Source organism: Rhodovulum sp. 12E13 (assembly GCF_003340565.1).
GTDB lineage: Bacteria > Pseudomonadota > Alphaproteobacteria > Rhodobacterales > Rhodobacteraceae > HLUCCA09.
This window is the reverse complement of the sequence record NZ_QPLK01000007.1, coordinates 87,019-102,975: the sequence shown is the minus strand read 5'-3', so window position 1 is coordinate 102,975 and position 15,957 is coordinate 87,019. Positions and strand designations below refer to the sequence as shown.

15 protein-coding genes are annotated in these 15,957 nt (G+C 72.7%); 11 read left to right on the top strand and 4 right to left on the bottom strand.

Annotated features, from left to right (window positions below):
• Window positions 1-70 precede the first annotated feature (70 nt).
• Both DLJ49_RS08395 and DLJ49_RS08390 read left to right on the top strand, forming a co-directional pair.
• Window positions 71-1,282, top strand: coding sequence for an FIST signal transduction protein (locus tag DLJ49_RS08395; protein ID WP_115393086.1), 1,212 nt, complete (start codon window positions 71-73; stop codon window positions 1,280-1,282).
• Window positions 1,283-1,296: 14 nt separating this feature from the next.
• Complete coding sequence (locus DLJ49_RS08390) at window positions 1,297-4,266, top strand: response regulator (RefSeq protein ID WP_158547426.1); 2,970 nt, start codon at window positions 1,297-1,299, stop codon at window positions 4,264-4,266.
• Window positions 4,267-4,290: 24 nt separating this feature from the next.
• On the opposite strand, the gene DLJ49_RS08385 is transcribed toward DLJ49_RS08390, so the two are convergent.
• Window positions 4,291-4,530, bottom strand: coding sequence for an Lrp/AsnC ligand binding domain-containing protein (locus tag DLJ49_RS08385; RefSeq protein WP_115393084.1), 240 nt, complete (start codon window positions 4,528-4,530; stop codon window positions 4,291-4,293).
• A gap of 147 nt (window positions 4,531-4,677) precedes the next feature.
• On the opposite strand from DLJ49_RS08385, the gene hisB reads away from it, so the two are divergent.
• From hisB to hisA, 3 genes are all read left to right on the top strand, one after another.
• Window positions 4,678-5,265, top strand: coding sequence for an imidazoleglycerol-phosphate dehydratase HisB (gene hisB, locus DLJ49_RS08380; protein WP_115393083.1), 588 nt, complete (start codon window positions 4,678-4,680; stop codon window positions 5,263-5,265).
• A gap of 5 nt (window positions 5,266-5,270) precedes the next feature.
• Window positions 5,271-5,909 (top strand): imidazole glycerol phosphate synthase subunit HisH, encoded by a 639-nt coding sequence (gene hisH, locus DLJ49_RS08375; protein WP_115393082.1) that lies wholly within the window; start codon window positions 5,271-5,273, stop codon window positions 5,907-5,909.
• Between the two features lie 645 nt (window positions 5,910-6,554).
• Window positions 6,555-7,274 (top strand): 1-(5-phosphoribosyl)-5-[(5-phosphoribosylamino)methylideneamino]imidazole-4-carboxamide isomerase, encoded by a 720-nt coding sequence (gene hisA, locus DLJ49_RS08370; RefSeq protein ID WP_115393081.1) that lies wholly within the window; start codon window positions 6,555-6,557, stop codon window positions 7,272-7,274.
• A 148-nt stretch (window positions 7,275-7,422) separates the two neighbouring features.
• Here hisA and DLJ49_RS08365 read toward each other — a convergent pair whose 3' ends face one another.
• Entirely contained in the window at window positions 7,423-8,451 is a 1,029-nt protein-coding gene (locus tag DLJ49_RS08365; RefSeq protein WP_115393080.1) for a lytic transglycosylase domain-containing protein, read from the bottom strand.
• A gap of 378 nt (window positions 8,452-8,829) precedes the next feature.
• Here DLJ49_RS08365 and DLJ49_RS08360 point away from each other — a divergent pair, with 378 nt between their 5' ends.
• The 4 genes from DLJ49_RS08360 to DLJ49_RS08345 all read left to right on the top strand — a co-directional run bounded on the left by DLJ49_RS08360 (window position 8,830) and on the right by DLJ49_RS08345 (window position 11,708).
• Entirely contained in the window at window positions 8,830-9,033 is a 204-nt protein-coding gene (locus DLJ49_RS08360) for a Flp family type IVb pilin (protein WP_115393079.1), read from the top strand.
• Between the two features lie 286 nt (window positions 9,034-9,319).
• Window positions 9,320-9,520: a hypothetical protein gene (locus DLJ49_RS08355; RefSeq protein ID WP_147277286.1), complete on the top strand. Its 201-nt coding sequence runs from the start codon at window positions 9,320-9,322 to the stop codon at window positions 9,518-9,520.
• Window positions 9,521-9,733: 213 nt separating this feature from the next.
• Window positions 9,734-10,582: a Flp pilus assembly protein CpaB gene (cpaB, locus tag DLJ49_RS08350; RefSeq protein ID WP_115393077.1), complete on the top strand. Its 849-nt coding sequence runs from the start codon at window positions 9,734-9,736 to the stop codon at window positions 10,580-10,582.
• Window positions 10,583-10,730: 148 nt separating this feature from the next.
• A complete protein-coding gene (locus DLJ49_RS08345; RefSeq protein ID WP_115393076.1) occupies window positions 10,731-11,708 on the top strand; it encodes a Gfo/Idh/MocA family protein in 978 nt (325 codons plus the stop codon).
• Between the two features lie 15 nt (window positions 11,709-11,723).
• Here the strand turns inward: DLJ49_RS08345 and DLJ49_RS08340 are convergent, their stop codons facing one another.
• Window positions 11,724-13,655, bottom strand: a complete 1,932-nt coding sequence (locus DLJ49_RS08340) for a M10 family metallopeptidase C-terminal domain-containing protein (RefSeq protein WP_115393075.1) — start codon at window positions 13,653-13,655, stop codon at window positions 11,724-11,726.
• A gap of 122 nt (window positions 13,656-13,777) precedes the next feature.
• Entirely contained in the window at window positions 13,778-14,977 is a 1,200-nt protein-coding gene (locus DLJ49_RS08335; protein ID WP_115393074.1) for a dipeptidase, read from the bottom strand.
• 121 nt (window positions 14,978-15,098) lie between these two features.
• Here DLJ49_RS08335 and DLJ49_RS08330 point away from each other — a divergent pair, with 121 nt between their 5' ends.
• Window positions 15,099-15,440: a DUF4389 domain-containing protein gene (locus DLJ49_RS08330; RefSeq protein ID WP_115393073.1), complete on the top strand. Its 342-nt coding sequence runs from the start codon at window positions 15,099-15,101 to the stop codon at window positions 15,438-15,440.
• A 319-nt stretch (window positions 15,441-15,759) separates the two neighbouring features.
• Window positions 15,760-15,903 carry a type I restriction-modification system subunit M N-terminal domain-containing protein gene (locus DLJ49_RS22845; protein ID WP_115393072.1) on the top strand — a complete coding sequence of 48 codons (144 nt, stop codon included), beginning with the start codon at window positions 15,760-15,762 and terminating at the stop codon, window positions 15,901-15,903.
• Window positions 15,904-15,957 lie beyond the last annotated feature (54 nt).

Genomic DNA, 15,957 nt, shown 5'->3' with positions numbered 1-15,957 from the left:
CTCCTAGGATCGTCGCGCCGCAGGGCCGGGCCGCCGGGGCCGGCCTGCCCCAACGCGAGGAGACGCCCCCATGAAGATCGACGTCACCCCCATCGACGCGGCGGGCCCGGCAGCCCTCGCCGCGCATCTCGAGGCCGCCGGCGCCGCGCCGGCCTTCGCGACCCTGCACACCGGCTGCACCCGGGACCCGGCTCCGCTCATCGAGTGGGCGCGCGCGCGGGGCATCGCGCTGATGGGCGGCACGTCGTGCCGCGGGGCGCTGACCGCGGCCGGCCGCGCCACCGGCGCGCTGTTCACGATCGACGATCCGGGCGGCGACTACGGCTGCGCCCTGCGCCCCTTCACCGGCCCCGGCGCCGCCGCCGCAGAGCAGGCGGGGCGCGAGGCCGTTGCCGCGGCGATGGCCGCTGCCGACCGCCCCGGAGAGCGGCCCGATCTCGTCTGGGTCTACGGCACGCCCGGCCAGGAGGAGCGGGTGCTTGCCGGCATCGAATCGGTCGTGGGCGCCGAGACGCCCATCCTCGGCGGCAGCGCGGCCGACGACGACGTGTCGGGCCAGTGGTGGATCGTGGCGGGGGGCGAGGTGGCGCGCGAAGGCGTCGCGGTGGGCGTGCTCTACCCCTCCACGCGGCTTTCGGTCGCCTACCAGAGCGGCTACGCCCCGACCGAGTGCGCCGGCACCGTCACCCGCGCCGAGGGGCGCCGCATCGCCGAGATCGACGGCCGCCCCGCGGCCGAAGTCTACGCAGAGTGGACGGGCGGCGCCGTCGATGTCTCGCCCCTGCGCGAGGCCGCCGTCGCTGGCGGTGGCGCATCGGGCCTTGCGCCGCGCAACATCCTGTCGCCCAGTGCCTTCTGGCCGCTGGGGCGCGAGGTGACCGAAGTCGCCGGTGTGCCCTACCACCTTCTCGCACACCCCGCCGAGGCCGATCCCGAGGGGGGGCTGACCCTCTTCGCCGATGTCGCCGCGGGCGAGCGGCTGGTGCAGATGACGGGCTCGGCCGACGGGCTGACGGCGCGGGCCGGCCGCGTCGCCCGGCTCGCGGCCGAGGCGGGCAACATCGCCGCGGACGACGTCGCCGGCGCGCTGCTCGTCTATTGCGGCGGCTGCATGCTCAGCGTCGAGGACAGGCTCGACGACGTGACCGAGGGGATGCGCACGGCCCTGCCCGGCACCCCTTTCGCCGGTGTCTTCACCTTCGGCGAGCAGGGGCCGATCCTCGGCGCCGGCAACCGTCACGGCAACCTGATGATCTCGTGCGTGGTGCTCTCCCGCAAATGACGCCGCAGCCGCGCATGGACGAGGGCGAGCGCCTGCGCGAGGCGCTGCACGAACTCCAGGTCCTGCGCGAGCGGGAGAGGTCCTCACACGCCGCGACCCGCGCACTGCTCGACTGCGTGCAGGCCTACGCCACTGCCTCCGACCCGACCGAGGCGACGCTGGCGCTACTCGGCGCGCTCGCCCGCGCGATCGGGGCGGCGCGCGTGCTGATCCTGGCCCGCGAGGGCGGGCAGGTGCAGGTGCTGCGCGCGCTGGCGGGCGCCGAGGCGGCCCGCGGCCGGCCGGATGGGGCGGCGCGCAGCGGCGAAGGGGCGGGCACCGCAACGGCGGGCGCCCGGGCGAGCATGGGAGAGGGCAGCCGTCGCGGCGCAGCGGAGGACGCGACCGAGCCGCCGCTCGACCTTTTCAAGCGCGCCCGAAACGTGGCCGACCTGTCGATGCTGGGCGCCTGGCCCGACGCGATCGACCCGGCCCCGCACCGCAGCCTCGTCAGCGCCCCGGTCCCCGGCCGCCCTCACCGCACCCTCTGCGCGCTGCATGCCGCGCCGGGCGGCTTCTCGCGCGCCGATCTCGCCCTCGTCGAACACCTCGCGCCGCTGCTCGGACAGGCGCTCGCGGCCGAGGCGCTGGCCGACGACAACGCCCTGCTCGCGGGCGTGATCGCGGGCAGCCCCGCCCCCGTCGCCGTCGCCGACGCGACCCGCCCCGGGCGCCCGGTGGTCTATGTCAACGCGGCGCAGGCGCGGCTCGCCGGCGCGCCGCCCGAGGCGCTCGCGGGCCGCCCCCTCGCCGCGCTGGCCGCGCCGCCCGCGCACGGCGCCCCCGACAGGGTGGGCGCGACCGCCGACTCGAGCGGCGCGGTCGACCGCGCGCTGTTCGAAGGCGCCGTCGCGGCCGGGCTCGAGGCCCGCTTCCTCGTCCGTGCCGGCCGCGCGGACGGGACGGATTACTGGGCCGACATGACCCTTTTTCCCGTGGGCGTCGCGGGCGACGACCGGCGGCGCCACCTCGTCGCCACCCAGACCGACGTGACCGACCGGGTAGAGGCCGAGCGCGAGCGCGACCGCCTGCGCGCCCGGCTCACCGGCGCGCTCGGCGTGACGGAGGATGCGTTCCTCATCGTCGGCGCGGGCGGCGAGGTGCTGTTCGCCAACGCCGCGCTGGCCGATGCCCTGCCCGCCCCCGGCCCCGGCTGGGCCACGGGCACGGCCCTGGCCGAGAACCTGCACGCCTTTCGCCGCTACGCCGCCGCGCGGCCCGCCGATCCGCCCCCCGGCCCCGACGACCTGCACGAACTCGCCCGCTCGGGCGGCGGACGCGAGCTGAGCCTGCCCGACGGCCGCAGCTTCCTGGTCCGGGCCCGGCATGGCGCCGACGGCACGCTCGTGGTGACCGCCGCCAACGTCACCCGGCTCAAGCGCATCGAGGCGCAGATGCGCGCCCGCGTCGCCGCGATCGAGGCGGCGCGCGACGGCATCCTGCTGGTCGATTCGGCCGAGCGGATCGTCTATCTCAACCGCGCCGCCGCCGAGCTGCTCGGCTTCGACGCGCCCGAGGCAGGGCTGGGGCGCGACTGGCGCAAGCGTTACGCCGCCCCCGACCTGCCCGGAACGGGCGCCGTGCTCGCCCGCCGAACCGACGAATCGGGCCGCGCCCGCGCCCACGAGATCACGCGCTCCCCCCTGCCCGCCGACGGCGCCGCCCCGCCGGGCGCCGTGCTGATCGTGCGCGACGCAACCGAGCGGCTGGCCGACGAATCGCGCGCCGCCGACCTGCGCGCCGCGCTCGGCCGCGCCCAGCGGCAGGAGGCGGTGTCGCAGCTCGCCGCCGGCCTCGCCCACGAATTCGCCAACCTGCTCGCCACGATCAACACCGCCGCCCATGCCATCGGCACCGGGGCGGCCGCGATCGGGGCCGCGGGCGCGCCGCTCGCCGCACCCGCCCGCCGCATCGAGGAGGCCGCCGCCCGCGCCGGCCGCCTCGTGGCGCGGCTGCGCGATCTCGGCGCACCGCCGCGCGCGGGCGGCACGGCCGACCTGAGCCCGCTGCTGGCCGCGCTGCCCGGCGCCGCGGGCGAGGCTCTGCCGCGCGGCACGCGCCTCGAGGTCGAGACAGGCGATACCGCCCTGCCCGCCCCCGCCGCGGAGGAGGCCGCCCATGCCTGCCTCGGCCTCGCGCGCCTCGTCGTAGCGCGCGGTGCCCCCCGCGCCCGACTGCGCATCGAGATCGTCCAGCCCGAGAGCGCCCGCCCCCTCGATGCCGGCCTGCTCTCGCCCGGCTGCCCCTACGCGGCGCTCGAAATCTCCGCCCCCGGGCGCACCACGCCGCTGCCCGCCCTGCCCCCTCCGGCGGAGCGCCCGGCCCGGGCGGACGGGCGGGCGCCGTGCGGGACCACTGCCGAGGCCGCGTTCGAGAGCGGCGCCGCGCAGCCCCGATTCGGCGACCCGGCAGACGCGCTTTCGCTCATATGCTTGCAGGCACGGGCGGCAGGCGGCGCGATAGAGCGCGGCATGGCAGACGACGGCGCCCCGGCGTTTCGGCTATACTGGCCGCTCGCCACGGGCGCCGACGAGGCCGACGGCATGGCGCCCGGCCCGGGCAGCCCGAGCCTTGCCGGCGCCACGCTGCTCGTCGTCGATCGCGACCGCGAGACGGGAGAGGTGCTGCACGCCTTCCTCGAGGGGCTGGGCGCAGAGGTCGCGCTGTGCGATTCCGCCGCCATCGCCGCCGAGGCCATCCGAGAGGAGCCGGGCGGCTGGACAGCTGTGATCGCCGACGATGACGCGCCGGGGAGCGACGTGCTCGCCACGCTGCGTGCGCCCGCGCCCGACCTGCCCCTCATCCTCGTCACCGCGCGCGAGCCTGCAGCGGCGCCCGGCACGGCGCAGGCCGGCGCCGCCGGCGTCTTCACCAAGCCTGTCGATCTCGCGGCCCTGGCAGACCGCCTGGCCGCCCTGCCGCCGCGCCCGGGGCCCGACGCCTGATCTCCCGCCCCGCGCCGCGGCACCTCAGAATGTGCGGAACGTGAGCGTGGTCAGCGAGCGCTCGATCTCGGGAACGTCGAGCAACTCCTCGTTGATGTAGCGCCCGATATCGGCATCATCGGGGATGTAGAGCTTCAGAAGCAGGTCGTACTCGCCGCTCGTCGAATACATCTCGGAATGGATTTCCTTCAGAGCGATCGCGTCGGCCACCCGGTAGGCGGTGCCCGGCCGGCAGCGCAGCTGTACGAAGACGCAATGCGACATGGGCGAACCTCCCTTTCGGCCGGGCGAGCCTAGGCGCGGGCGCCACGCCCCGCAAGCCGCCGTGACGGCCCCGCTTTCCCCGGTCGGCGGAGAAGTGTAGAGACCCGCGCGCCGGTCCCGATCGCCGGCCCGCCCCGGGGAAGCTCCATGCGTCACGCCCACATCCATCGCGCCACCGCCGAAACGAAGATCGCCGTCGATCTGACCCTCGACGGGACGGGCGCCTACGACAACCGCACCGGGGTCGGCTTCTTCGACCACATGCTGGACCAGCTCGCGCGGCATTCGCTGGTCGACATGACGGTGCACGCCGAGGGCGACCTTCACATCGACGACCATCACACGGTCGAGGATACCGGCATCGCGCTGGGGCAGGCGCTCGCGCAGGCGCTTGGCGACAAGCGCGGCATCCGCCGCTACGGCGCCTGCCTGCTGCCGATGGACGACGCGCTGGTGCGCGCCGCGCTCGACCTGTCGGGCCGGCCTCATCTCGTCTGGTCCGTTCCCTTCGAGACGGCGAAGATCGGCACCTTCGACACCGAGCTGGTGCGCGAGTTCTTCCAGGCGCTCGCCACCCATGGCGGGATCACCCTGCACGTCGAGCGACTGTCCGGCGTCAACGCCCACCACGTCGCCGAGGCGGCGTTCAAGGCCGTCGCCCGGGCCCTGCGCGAGGCGGTGGAGACCGACCCGCGCAAGGCCGACGCGGTGCCCTCGACCAAGGGGAGCCTCTGAGCGCGATGACGACGGTCCTCGTCGACTATGAGAGCGGCAACCTGCACTCGGCGGAAAAGGCGTTCCGGCGGATGGCAGGCGAGACCGGGGCAGGCGGCGTCATCGTCTCGGACCGGGCCGAGGACGTCGCCGCCGCCGACCGGATCGTGCTGCCGGGCGACGGCGCCTTCCCCGCCTGCAAGCGTGCGCTCGAGGCGCGCGAGGGCCTGCACGAGGCCATCGTCGAGGCGGTGGAGCGCAAGGGGCGCCCGTTCCTCGGCATCTGCGTCGGCATGCAGATGATGGCGCGGGCGGGCCACGAATACGAAACCGTGCCGGGCTTCGGCTGGATCGACGGAGAGGTGGTGCGCATCGCTCCCCCGGACCCGGCGCTGAAAGTCCCGCACATGGGGTGGAACGACCTGACGCTGCTACGCGACCACCCGGTGCTGGAGGGGCTGGCGACGGGCGACCACGCCTACTTCGTCCATTCCTACCACATGGCGATGGACGCGCCCCGCCAGCTGCTCGCGACGGCCGACTACGGGATGCCCGTAACGGCGATCGTTGCCAACGGCACGACGATCGGCACCCAGTTCCACCCCGAGAAGAGCCAGGGGCCGGGCCTGCAGCTCATTGCCAACTTCCTGACGTGGGCCCCCTGAGCGCCCGACCGGCCGGAGGGGCGCAAGAGCCTTGAGCAAGGCTCTTGGCAAATCTCTTCCGACAAGAGATTTGCGCCCGGTTCGGCGCGGTCGCCCGGCGGCGGCCGTCGCGCCCCGTCGATGCGCGTCGAGGTCTTTTCCCCGCGGACCGGAACGGCTCGGAAAGACGCGATGAGCCGCCCCGCGTCCGACAGCTCCACCGCCAAGCGGCGGGGGTCTGTCACCGTCCCGCCGCCCGTATGCGCCCGCCCCGCCTGTCGATCGCCCCCACCGCTGCCGTGTCCCCATCATCCGATTGCCTGCGGCCCTCGACTCCTCCGCCTGCCTGGCAGGCAGGCAGGCAGGCGCATCGGAACGCGGCGCAGATCCGGGCGCCGCTGTCGGGGATTCGGACGCTTGCGAAGGCGCCGTGATCGCCCGGCCGCTGCCGGCCGCATCCCGACCAGGGGGTCGGGCGCCGCGCCCCGCGACCGGCCAGGCGGGCGTGCCGAGCGCCGCCACGAATGCCCTTCGCATGTCCCGGCTCCCTGATCGCCTGCCCGAATCCGGCGCACGCGTCATGCCGCGATCGCGCGTCGAATGTCGGCCCTTTGCATCCCGCGCCGCGCCATGGCAGGAGGCCGCGTCCGCGACGGAGCGCAACCGATGATCCTCTACCCCGCCATCGACCTGAAAGACGGCCAATGCGTCCGCCTGCTGCGCGGCGACATGGGGTCGGCCACCGTCTTCGGCGACGACCCCGCCGCACAGGCCCGCAGCTTCGCGGAGGCGGGCTGCGACTGGCTCCACCTCGTCGATCTCGACGGGGCCTTCGCGGGCCGGCCTGTCAACGCCGAGGCGGTGCGCGCGATTCTCGCCGCCGTGGACGTGCCGGTTCAACTGGGCGGCGGCATCCGCGACCGGGCAACGATCGAGGCCTGGCTCGAGACCGGCGTGGCGCGGGTGATCCTCGGCACGGTGGCCGTGGAGGCGCCCGACCTCGTGCACGAGGCGGCAGCAGCCCATCCCGGCCGCATCGCCGTCGGCCTCGACGCGCGGGGCGGCAGGGTGGCGACGCGCGGCTGGGCCGAGGCGACGGAGCACGAGGCGACCGACATGGCCCGCCGCTTCGAGGATGCCGGCATCGCCGCGCTCATCTACACGGATATCGACCGCGACGGCGCCATGGCCGGCCCCAACGTCGCCGCCACCGCCGCGCTCGCCAGTGCCGTCTCGATCCCGGTGATCGCCTCGGGCGGTGTCTCTTCGCTTGCCGACCTCGTCGCCCTGCGCGACGCCGGCCCGATCGCCGGCGCCATCTCGGGCCGTGCCCTCTACGACGGCGCGCTCGACCTGACCGAAGCGCTCGCCGCCCTGCGCAACTGACCCTCCTGACCGGGCGGGTCGCCGCCGAAGGCGGCGATACACTCCTGCGCTCGCGCCGGCACGCCGGCCCCGCGCCCGCCCCCGAGCGGCGGGCGCGGGTGGGCGGGCGGGGCGACCGCCGCTCGGGGGCGGGCGCGGGGCCTCTCCGTCAGTTGCCTCGCGCGAGGCGATCGCCGGTGCGAAAGACGCAGCCGTCCGAGATCAGTTGCGGCGGGCTGAGGCAAAGACCGCGTGCCAGCCGCCACGCCGCGAGCACCTTGGGCACGTAGTCGCGCGTCTCGGCGAAAGGTGGCACGCCGTCGTGCCGAGCCACCGCCCCCTCGCCCGCGTTGTAGCCCGCGAGCGCCAGCACCGCGTCGCGCCCGAAATGGTCGAGCAGCCACTCCAGGTAGGCCACGCCGCCGCGGATGTTCTGCCGCGGATCCATCCGGTCGGTCACGCCGAAGCGCTCCGCGGTGGCCGGCATCAGCTGCATGAGTCCCGCCGCGCCGGCATGGCTGACAGCCTGCGGCCGGCCGGCGCTCTCCACCGCGATCACTGCGAGCACGAGAGCGGGCGACACGCCACGTCCCGCCGTCGCGGCGAGAATGTCGCGGCCGTGCGCGTCGGCGATCCGCTGCAGTGTCGAGAGTCGCGGCGCAGGCACCGCCGACGGGCCGCGGCCAAGCGCGGCCTCGGCGAGGGACAGCCGGCCGGAGCTCGCGTCGGCGCGCGCGGGCGACACGAGGTCCCAGTACCAGCCGAGCGCCGTCGCGGGCGCCGCGCCCGGGCCCTCGCCCGCTCGCTTGTCCAGTCCTGCCGCGCCGCGACCGATGTCGAAGGGCACGTCGGGCGGTCGCGGCACGGCAGGGTTTGCGGCGAGAATCCGGGCCTGCTCTTCCCCGTCGATCTGAACCGTGATCCGCCGCGTGCCGGGCGCGTGGGAGCCGACCTTGATGCGGCGAAAGCTCGGACCGGGGGCCGGCTCCGAAACCGCGGACGCGACCGAGGAGGACGGCGCGGCGGCGTCGCTCGATGCCTCCGCGGCGGCGGGCTGCGCCCCCGGCTCGGCACGGGCCGGGCTTGCGCCGCCGGGTGCGAGGGCGGGCAGCAGGCCGGACACCAGCGCGACGGCCGCGGCAGCGCCAAATGTCCCACGGCCCGCCCGGTCGGGCGCGGTGCGGAATGTAAGTCTCATGCTCTCTGCCTCGTCGCCGGCGATCTGACGCGCCAGTCTCCAGGCGAGTGTCCCGCAAGGCTGCGCCCGTGGCCAGCGCAGCCGCGCGGCGCGACGATTTTCCTCCGTCCGATGGGCCTTGCGGGCAACGCCAACCGTTCCATCGCGCCTGCCCGATCACGCACGGCGAAAAAAATTTCTCTTCAATTCAATATGTTGATGCGTCGTTCAGGGTGTTTTCAGCCGGGTCTAAAAACGTACGATCCGCAACAAAGTCTTGCCCCAATCCGAGGGCTTATTCGCAATCAGCCAAGGCGGCGGACGGGTCAAAGAGAGAGGCTGACCCGGATGAGGCCGACGCGGCGCACCATCGAAAGTGATCCTCTGGAGGGACGTAACATGAAACTCTTCGACTTCATCAAGAACTTCGGCAAGGACGAAGACGGCGCCGTGACCGTGGACTGGGTCGTGCTGACCGCCGCGCTCGTCGGCCTCGGCATCCTGGTGCTCACCGTCGTCCGCGGCGGCCTCGAGGACCTGTCGTCCGACATCGCGACCGAGCTGTCGAACATCGAACCGGGCACGGCCGTCGGCGGCAGCTAATTCGCCGTCTCGACGACGGGAACAGGGTCGCGTCTCGTGCCGAGGCGCGGCCCTTTCTCGTTCGGCCCGGGGCGAAACTCGGTCCTCACCGGCTTTGCTTGCACTGCACCGCCTCGGCCTCAATGCACCGTCGCCAGTTCGTGCACGTTGCGTTGAGCACCACGCCGCCCACGTCACCGGGGTAGCCACGAACCACCCCGCTTTGGCCACATTCGGCCCCCACCCTCGAACATGAGATCGATATCGGCGCATAGCGCCAAAACAGGAGTTCGTTATGTTCGCTTGCATGTCTGACCTCGCCAACCGCATCCGAGCGTTCCGCAGGGAGACCTCGGGCGCGGTGACGGTGGATTGGGTGCTGCTGTCGGCCGGCACCATAGGCCTTGCGCTGCTGGTCATCAGCATCCTCGGCGACTCGTTCCGGCCCGGTGCGGAGAACATCGGCACGGCACTGGGCGAACAGACCGTCCATACGATACTCGACTGACCGTCGACCGGCCTGGCGGTGCGCTCAGCCTTGGCGCCATCGAAGCACCCGCTTGGCGCCCTGCTTTGGCCGCAATCGGGAGCGAGATTGGAAACGATCGGTCGCTCGGGCCTTCATCATCCCGGATGGGGTCTGCCGGCCGACCCGTCTCCGCGCTCGTGGAGGACGTTCTGTGCAGTGTCGCTGCGGCGGCCTCGAAAGTAGGGGAAGAACATGCGTCTCGTCTTCGCTCTGGTTCTTGTCGCGGGGGTCGGCCTCGCGGGATTCGCCGTCTACATGGCACAAGGATTCATCGACGGCATGCGAGCCGAGGTGCAACGCCTGGAAGCGGAGAAGGCGAAGATGCCCGCGATGACGCGCATCGCCGTCGTCACCCAGCCGCGCGCCTATGGCGAGGTCCTCGACCGCGAGTCGGTCAAGCTGATCGCGTGGCAGGCCGACAGCGTGCCCGAGGGCGCCTTCACCGATCTCGACGCCCTGTTCCCCAGCGGCGAGGATCCGCGCTTCATCCTGCGCAGCGTCGAGACGTTCGAGCCCGTCCTCGCCTCCAAGGTCACCGAACCGGGGGAGGATGCCGGCCTGACCTCGCGCCTCGGGCGGGGCATGCGCGCCTTCGCCATCCGGGTCGACGTTGCGTCGGGCGTTTCCGGCTTCCTGCGGCCGGGCGACCGGGTCGACGTCTACTGGACAGGCAATGGCGACAGTGAGTCGGATCTCAGCCGCGAGATCACCAAGCTGATCGAGACGAACGTGCGCATCATCGCCATCGACCAGATGGCGGATACCGACCGCACCGGTCCGGTCGTGGCGCGCACCGTGACCGTCGAGGCCACGCCGCAGGAGGTCGCGTCGCTCGCACAGGCGCAATCGACCGGCCGCCTGTCGCTCAGCCTCGTGGGCGCGGAAGACACCCTCGAGGCCGAGGTCGTGGAGGTGAACCAGAACGACCTTCTCGGCATCGTCAGGGCTGCGCCGGAGATCGTCGAGCAGGAACAGGTCTGCACGACCAAGATCCGTCGCGGCGCCGAGGTCATCGAGCAGGAAATCCCCTGCACCAACTGATCGAAGGCGCCGACCCACGCGCGCCCCGCCCGGACAGGACGCCGGCGCGGGGCGCGCGCTCGTTCGGAGCGCGCACGCAAGATGGCGCGGCCGGCGCTCGGCGTGCTAGGGGCGGCCCGACGATGATGGGGCCGAAGCGGGAGGTGTGATGAACGGCAGGGTGCAATGGGGAATCCTCGGCGCGTCGGCCTTTGCCGAGCGCATCATGGGGCGGGCGATCCACGCAGCGCGGGGGGCCGACCTCGCGGCGCTCGCCACGCGCGACGCGGCGCGCGCCGATGCCTTTCTTGCCTGGGCGCCGGGCCTGCGGGTGCATGAGGGCTACGAGGCGCTGCTCGCCGACCCCGACATCGACGCAGTCTACATCCCCCTGCCGAACACTCTGCACGCCGAATGGACCGAGCGGGCGCTCGACGCCGGCAAGGCGGTGCTCTGCGAAAAGCCGGCGGCGATGTCGGTGGCCGAGATCGACCGGGTGATCGCGGCGCGCGACCGGGCGGGGCGGCTCGCGGCCGAGGGCTTCATGATCGTGCATCATCCGCAATGGCAACGGGTGCGTGCGCTGATCGCCGACGGTGCCATCGGCGAGGTGCTGCATGTCGAGGGCGCCTTCGCCATCGACCTGCGCGACCGGGCCAATATCCGCAACAGGGCCGACCTCGGGGGCGGCGGCCTGCGCGACCTCGGGGTCTACCCGCTTGGCGCCGCCCGATTCGCGCTCGCCGCCGAGCCCGAGATCGCCTCCGCCGCCGCGACATGGGAGGCGGGCGTCGACGCCCACCTGACGGCGTCGGGCCGAATCGGTGGCGCGCGGCTGTCGATCCGCACCTCGATGCGGCTGGCGCCGTGGCAGGAGATGACATTTCACGGCACCGACGGGCTGATCCGGCTCTCGGCGCCCTTCACACCCGGCAGTTACGGCCTCGCCGAAGTCGAGATGATCCGCTCCGGCCGCGAGCGGGCAACAGAGCAGTTTCCGGACGCGCACCAGTATGTTGCGCAAGTGGAGACATTCTGCGCCTGCCTGCGCGGCGGCCCCCCCTACCCCGTGCCCCTCGAATGGAGCAGCGGCACCCAGGCGGCGATCGACGCCATCCTCGCGCGGGCCGGGCCGCCCCCGGGCTAGGGCGGCACCGCGCGGTCAGGCCCAGGCGAGCGGGTCGTCGAGGACGCCGGCGATCTCGACCACCACCTCGTCGCTCGCCGCCTCGCCCGCCGCATCGCGGAAACCGGCGATCAGGTCTCCGGCCGCGCCAAGGCTGCCCGCACGGTCGGCCACCGAGTAGACCTCCATTGCCGCGCGGGCGTTCGCGCCATTCGTCAGACCGTGCGCCACCGCGTAGGACAGGCCGATATCCGTCTTGTCGGTCAACGTGCGGCGATCGCCCTCGGCAGCCGCGTTGGTCTCGGAGCCGCGGATCAGCGCCAACATGAAATCGGCCCGATCGACTCGCCCCGATTCCAGCTCGTCCAGCCACCACGCACGGCCTGCCGCATCCGGCGCCCGCTCGAGCAGGTTGGAATAGGCCGCGTCGATCAGGGCGCCGGCATCACCCGGATCGGGAAACAGCGCGCGCGTCTCCGGCTGGTTGAAGAAGTCGCGCGCGATGTCGCGCAGGCTCATCCCCTCCGACATCTGCGTCGCCCAGAAGACAAGGCCGAGCGCATCGGGAGCCCGATCGAAATAGGCGATGTAGAGCCGCGCGAGCGTCGCCAGATCGTCGACGTCCACCCCGAGCGCGCCCGACAGGGTGTTGACCCGCACCGCGCCCTCGGCGCCGAACGAGATTCCGTCGCCGAAGCGGAGGTACTCGATCCCGGTCAGCAGGTCGCGGCCCGTGCCGTCGGCGCGCTTGTCGGTCGCCTCGATCCCCGCCGCCGACAGGCGCAGCACGTAACTGCCGAAGCCGCCCGCGAACACCGCGGTATCGCCGTTGCCGGCGCCGCCGCCGAGCGTGTCGTCGCCCGCGCCCCCCTCGAGCGTGTCGTCTCCCGCGCCCCCCTCGAGCACGTTGTCGAGCGCGTTGCCGAGCAGAACGTCGTCGCCCCGACCGGCTCTGGCATTCTCGATCCACGTCTCGGGGCCGATCGCGAGGCCCCCCTCGAGCCCCCCGACGTCCGAGGCCGCGCCGGGGCGCAGATCGATCCGGGCGTCGCGCCCGTCATGCGACCAGTCGATCGTGTCCTGCCCGCCGGTATCGACCAGCGTGGCGATGACCGGTTTCGATCCGCCCGCGAGCGCCGAGAGGGGGCCGTCGAGGTGGGTGCCGCGGCCATAGACGGTGTCGCCCGGCCGCACCGCCTCGGCCGTGCCGTAGAGCGCGCGGATCGCCAGAATATCGGCCGGCTGCGGCGTGACGGGCCAGGCGCGCGAGCCGAACATGTGGGTGTGCCCGTCATGCCGGAAGTAGGACATGACCGACATCAGCTCGGTATCCTCGTCGAACAGCCGCCCGCCCGAGCGCGCCTCTACGAAGCTGCCATAGGCACCGGGATGCCCGAGACCCAGTGCATGGCCCACCTCGTGCAGGAAGGTCGCGTAGGTCCAGCTTCCCCATTCGGTGCCGTGCAGGGTGGCAAGGCCGGCCTCGATGTTCACCGTTGCGCCGAGATAGGTCGCCCGCGTCTCGCCGAAATCGTAGCGCCAGCGGTTGAACGCGCCCGGCTCGTCGTCCTGGAAAACGATCTGTGCCCCGTCGGCCGGCGCCTCGCGGAACGACAGGTTGGCGATGTCGGCCCACGCGGCGAGCGCGGCCTCCGCCAGCGGCCGCACCGTGGCCGCGATCCCCTCGAAGCTGACGGTGATCTCGCCCTCGGGGCCGGAGACGTGCACCGGCTGCGCGAGATAGCCCGTCTCGTCGAGCCAGGAGAGGTAGCCGCCGGCGAGGTAGTCGGCGATCGCCACCGCGGCGTCGACGGTGGCCCCCTCGGCCGACGCCCCGGTGCCGCCGGGCGTGATCGTGCCGTCGGGCACGACCGCGCCGCCACCGGGCGGCGGCGCCCCGATAACCGGCTGGGCGGGGTAGTCGCAGTCCGGCCCGCAGGCGGGACGGGCGGCACAGATCAGGCACATGGACGACGGGCTCCCTTAACGCATCGTTTACCCCCGTCTTGATGCGTTAAGGGAGCGGTAACCCTCGTTCAACGAGAGCCTGAACAAAGGGTTAACGGACGGAAAGGCCGCAGGGACAGGCGTCAGGGCAGACGTGCGCGCAGCACCCGCAGCATGTTTTCTCCCGCGATCTTGCGGATCTGCGCCTCGGTCAGGCCGGCCTCGCGCATGGCGTGGGTCAGCGCCGCAAGGCCGGCGGCGTCGAAGCCGACCGTCACCGACCCGTCCCAGTCGGAGCCGAGCGACACGTGATCCTCGCCCAGCAGGTCGACCGCGGCGCGGATGGCCGACGCGATACCTGCGGGGCTCGCGTCGCAGGTCACGTCGGCCCAGAACCCGATGCCGACCACGCCGCCCCCCGCCGCCGCCCCGTTCTCGACGATGCGCCGCATCAGATCGTCGGGAAGGTTGCGCGGCGTGTCGCAATGCGAACGGATGCCGGTATGCGAGACGACGAGCGGCATGTCGGTCAGCGCGATCACTTCGTCCGCCACCGCGGGCGAGGCGTGCGCGAGATCGAGGATCAGCCCGCGCCGGTCGATCTCGCCCACCAGTGCGCGGCCCATGTCGGTCAGGCCGCGGTTGCCCTGCCCGTGCAGCGAACCGCCCACCTCGTTGTCGAAGAAATGGGTGAGCCCGACGAGGCGGTATCCGGCCTCCGTCAGCCGGTCGAGACTGGCCAGGTCGCCCTCGAGCGCGTGCGCCCCTTCGAGGCCGAGCAGCCCCCCCACCACCGTCTCGCCGCGCGCGCGGGCGGCGAGCACCGTGTCGAGATCGGCCTCGTCGCGGATCATCGCGAGCCGCCCCTCCGCGGCGCCCGCCGCCCGCTCCAGCCGCTCGGCCTGGTAGAGCGCGCGCTCGAGCAGGCTGCCCCAGGTGCGCGGCGGCCAGAGCTGGCCCATGGCCAGCGGCGTGATGTTGTCGAAGGCGTCGGCCTCGTTCGCCTCGTAGTTCTGGCCGGCGGGCGACCTGGTGACGGCGGTGAAGACCTGCACCGCCACGTTGCCCTCGATCAGCCGGGGCAGGTCGACATGGCCGCGCCCGCCGCGCTCGAGGATGTCGCGGTTCCACAGCAGCGTGTCGGCGTGCCAGTCGCCGATCACGAGACTGTCGTGGAGCGCCGCGGCCTCGTCGCTCACCGGCCAGGGCCCGCCCGGCGCGATGGCGTTGCGGCCCCGCTCGACCATGCCGGGGCCGATCGTGACGAGCACCGTCGCCGCCATGGCCGCAAGAGCCACCAGCCCGAGGCCGACGGCGAGAACGCCCCGCAGGAGTCGTGCCATCGCTCCCCCTCCTGTCCGGTCACGGGTCAAGTCTAGTCGGCCCGCCTTGCCTGCTGCCAGCGCGACCTTGCGGCCCTTCGCGCTTCGCGTCAGGCTTGCGGCCAGCCGAGGGAGGCCCGCGATGGACGAGGACAGACGGCAGACGACGGACGCGGGCCACGGCGCGCAGCCCGACAGGCTGGCGGGCCGGCTGCACGGCCCGCAACCCGACCCGGGACCGGCCGAGAACATCTTCCTGCGGCTGGTCTACATGGTGATCATCTGGGTCATGCTGTCGCTCGCCAACACCGTACTGACCGTGGCGACGGTGATCCAGTTCGTGATCATGCTGCTGAACAACAAGCAGCCCAACGAGCGGCTCGCCGAGTTCGGCACCGATCTCGGCGTGTGGATCGCCAAGGCCGCCCGCTTCCAGACCGGAGCGTCGGAGGTCAAGCCCTGGCCGTGGACCGAGCTGGACTGAGCCGCGCGAGAGGGCGGTACGGACGGAGGGGGCCCTGCCCCCGGGCCGTTCTGGTTCGTGTGTCTCGATGGGCCAGAAAACCTCTCAGGGCTGTTATTCGATAACGCCTGTCAAGTCACGTATTCTCGATGCCCTGCGGGAGGTCAGGCGTGCCCTCGTCCATCACGCCTCAACTTCGAGTAGGTTTGGCGAGCATCGAGGGCCTTGCGAGCGACTGTCGCGTTCGAATCACGGTTCTGAACGCGACAGCTCGTGCCAATCTCCCTTACGAGAAGGAAATCCTTGACCGAAACCCGAACCTGACAGGCAGAGTGTCCGCATGGCGCCCCAAGACAAGAACACCCTCAGCTCGTTCATCTGGCCTATCGCGGAGCTCCCGCGAGGTGACGTGAACCCGTCGGAATACGCCCGGGTCATCCTGCCCTTCGTCGTCCTACGTGTCCCGTCCCGGATGATCACATAGGCCCTCGCGGACGGGCGCTGTTCGTGGCAGGCAAGCTCAGGCACCTGCCGGAGT

Excerpts from the sequence above, each read along its gene's own strand:
- DLJ49_RS08340 (WP_115393075.1), bottom strand. The coding sequence starts at position 13,655 with ATGTGCCTGATCTGTGCCGCCCGTCCCGCCTGCGGGCCGGACTGCGAC.
- DLJ49_RS08385 (WP_115393084.1), bottom strand. The coding sequence starts at position 4,530 with ATGTCGCATTGCGTCTTCGTACAGCTGCGCTGCCGGCCGGGCACCGCC.
- DLJ49_RS08360 (WP_115393079.1), top strand. The coding sequence starts at position 8,830 with ATGAAACTCTTCGACTTCATCAAGAACTTCGGCAAGGACGAAGACGGC.
- DLJ49_RS08355 (WP_147277286.1), top strand. The coding sequence starts at position 9,320 with ATGTCTGACCTCGCCAACCGCATCCGAGCGTTCCGCAGGGAGACCTCG.
- DLJ49_RS08365 (WP_115393080.1), bottom strand. The coding sequence starts at position 8,451 with ATGAGACTTACATTCCGCACCGCGCCCGACCGGGCGGGCCGTGGGACA.
- DLJ49_RS08390 (WP_158547426.1), top strand. The coding sequence starts at position 1,297 with ATGGACGAGGGCGAGCGCCTGCGCGAGGCGCTGCACGAACTCCAGGTC.
- DLJ49_RS22845 (WP_115393072.1), top strand. The coding sequence starts at position 15,760 with ATGGCGCCCCAAGACAAGAACACCCTCAGCTCGTTCATCTGGCCTATC.
- DLJ49_RS08330 (WP_115393073.1), top strand. The coding sequence starts at position 15,099 with ATGGACGAGGACAGACGGCAGACGACGGACGCGGGCCACGGCGCGCAG.
- cpaB (WP_115393077.1), top strand. The coding sequence starts at position 9,734 with ATGCGTCTCGTCTTCGCTCTGGTTCTTGTCGCGGGGGTCGGCCTCGCG.
- hisB (WP_115393083.1), top strand. The coding sequence starts at position 4,678 with ATGCGTCACGCCCACATCCATCGCGCCACCGCCGAAACGAAGATCGCC.
- DLJ49_RS08345 (WP_115393076.1), top strand. The coding sequence starts at position 10,731 with ATGAACGGCAGGGTGCAATGGGGAATCCTCGGCGCGTCGGCCTTTGCC.
- hisA (WP_115393081.1), top strand. The coding sequence starts at position 6,555 with ATGATCCTCTACCCCGCCATCGACCTGAAAGACGGCCAATGCGTCCGC.
- DLJ49_RS08395 (WP_115393086.1), top strand. The coding sequence starts at position 71 with ATGAAGATCGACGTCACCCCCATCGACGCGGCGGGCCCGGCAGCCCTC.
- hisH (WP_115393082.1), top strand. The coding sequence starts at position 5,271 with ATGACGACGGTCCTCGTCGACTATGAGAGCGGCAACCTGCACTCGGCG.
- DLJ49_RS08335 (WP_115393074.1), bottom strand. The coding sequence starts at position 14,977 with ATGGCACGACTCCTGCGGGGCGTTCTCGCCGTCGGCCTCGGGCTGGTG.